The organism is Kitasatospora sp. NPDC059817 (assembly GCF_042731835.1).
Lineage (GTDB): Bacteria > Actinomycetota > Actinomycetes > Streptomycetales > Streptomycetaceae > Kitasatospora.
The window spans coordinates 1-1,740 of the sequence record NZ_JBHWIR010000417.1; the positions used below are offsets into that span (position 1 = coordinate 1).

1 protein-coding gene is annotated in these 1,740 nt (G+C 77.4%); it reads right to left on the minus strand.

Features of this window, described 5'->3' with window-relative positions; genetic code table 11:
• Nucleotides 1–233: 233 nt before the first annotated feature.
• Nucleotides 234–1,343: a hypothetical protein gene (locus ACFV61_RS35885; RefSeq protein WP_380496373.1), complete on the minus strand. Its 1,110-nt coding sequence runs from the start codon at nucleotides 1,341–1,343 to the stop codon at nucleotides 234–236.
• Between the last annotated feature and the right edge of the window lie 397 nt (nucleotides 1,344–1,740).

Consider the following 1,740-nt stretch of genomic DNA (forward strand, 5'->3'; position numbering starts at 1 on the left):
TTGGGTGGGGTGTGTTTGTTTTCTCAGCCACAGCGCCTCGCGACCGCGCAGCGGCCCGGCCTGGACACCCCGCCCGGAGCCCCGGTACGCCCAACGGGTGTCCGACCGAGGAGGGAACCCCGCCCCCACAACCCCAACCACCACCCACGCCGCACCCGCACACCCACCCCCCGCCCCCTCCGAGAGAAGGACCCGCCGGAGGCAAGAAGGGCCGGAGCGGGGACGGGTGTTGGTCACCAGAGGGTGGCCTGGACGGCCTGCTGCTGGCTGGTGCGGGCGGACGTGGGTACTGGCGGGGCCGGGGTGGGGGTGGGGGTGGCCACCGGCCGGGGCATCTCGACCGCGGGGCAGTACCCGCCTTCGCCCTCCCACCGGTCCGTCGCCTCGCGTTCGGCGCGGGCCTGCTGCTCGGCGAGGGTGACCGGGTGCCGGTACAACTTTCGGGCGCTGGGGTCGAGGTCGGGCAGACGACGGGCGGCGGCCTTCTGGTCGTCGCGGCGGCGGTGGCGGCGTCGGGCCCAGACGAGCCGGGCCTCGTAGGCGGCCTGGTCGGTGGGGTGGAGTGCGGCCTGGTGCAGCCGGGCGAGTTCGAGAGCGACCCGGCCCATGAGGCTGGGGGCGAGCACGCGGGCGCCGTTGGTGGTGCGTGCGGTGGTGACCAGGAAGCGGGCAGCGTACAGGGCCTGGGTGCGTTCCTGGCTGACCCGTCGTCCGCCGGTCCAGTCGCCGTGCTGCGCGGCGATCCGGGCTCGGCGGTCTCGCCAGTACAGGCGGCCGGTCGCGGCGGCCTCCATCACCCGCAGGTGGCCGGTGGTCCAGCCGAGGGCAGCGACGTGGTGTTCGGCGAGGTACCGGTTCGAGGCGGCTCGCTCGCGGTTCTCGCGGTCCATGCCGGTGGCGGCCCGCTGTTCGGCTTCGTGCTGGGCTTCTTCCCGGCGGCGGGCGCTCTCGCGTTCCGCCTGCTCGGTGGGGGTGAGAACCCGGTCAAGTTCGGCGCGCAGGCTGGCGGCGGTGGTCTCGACTCCGGCGGCGGCCTGGGCGCGAACGGCGTGGTCGACGGCCTTGCGGGCGCAGTAGACGAGCGCGCTGGCGGGCATCGCGGGGTCGTCGGCGTACTGCTCGGCGCGGTCGGCGTGCCGGGCGGCCTCGCTCGCTTCGCGGTGGGCCTCGTGCATGGCGGCTTCCAGGCGCACGGTGCTGCCGGAGCGGCTGCGGCAGACGGCAGCCATGGCGTCATCGGCGGCGATGATGGCGAGGAGGGCGGCTTCTCCGGCGACTTGGAGGCAGGTCTGCGGCGACGGGTCTCCGAACGGGGCGGCCGGGCGGCCGGCGCACACGGGCATGGGTGGTCCTCGGGGGTCTCGGTGGTGCGGTCGGGGACGGGCGACGGCCCCGTGGTCGAGGTGCCGCCGTGGGCGCGCGGAGCGCGACCGAGAGTGCTGTCGTGCCCGCAGGGCACGTCCGTTGGCCCGGCGTCCGGACGGGGCGGGAGGGCCGTCTGCGGCCCGGACGTCCCGGCCGGCTGCGAGCCGGGCCAGGCTGAGCCGTCCCCGCAGGGACGCCCTTTCGGTCGGGGCCTCCGGACGGGCCGGCCGCCGATGGGCCTGCCCGGTCGGCGGTGGGCGAGCGGTGGGGCGGGGGGGGGCTGTGCGGGAGGCCCCGCCACCCCGGGGGCGGGGGGGGGGCGGGGGGGCGGGGGGGGGGCGCGTGCGGCGCGGGCGGGCTCGGGGGGGGGCGCGC

Bases quoted from the DNA above. Each gene is read 5' to 3' on its own strand.
- ACFV61_RS35885 (WP_380496373.1), bottom strand. From the start codon at position 1,343: ATGCCCGTGTGCGCCGGCCGCCCGGCCGCCCCGTTCGGAGACCCGTCG.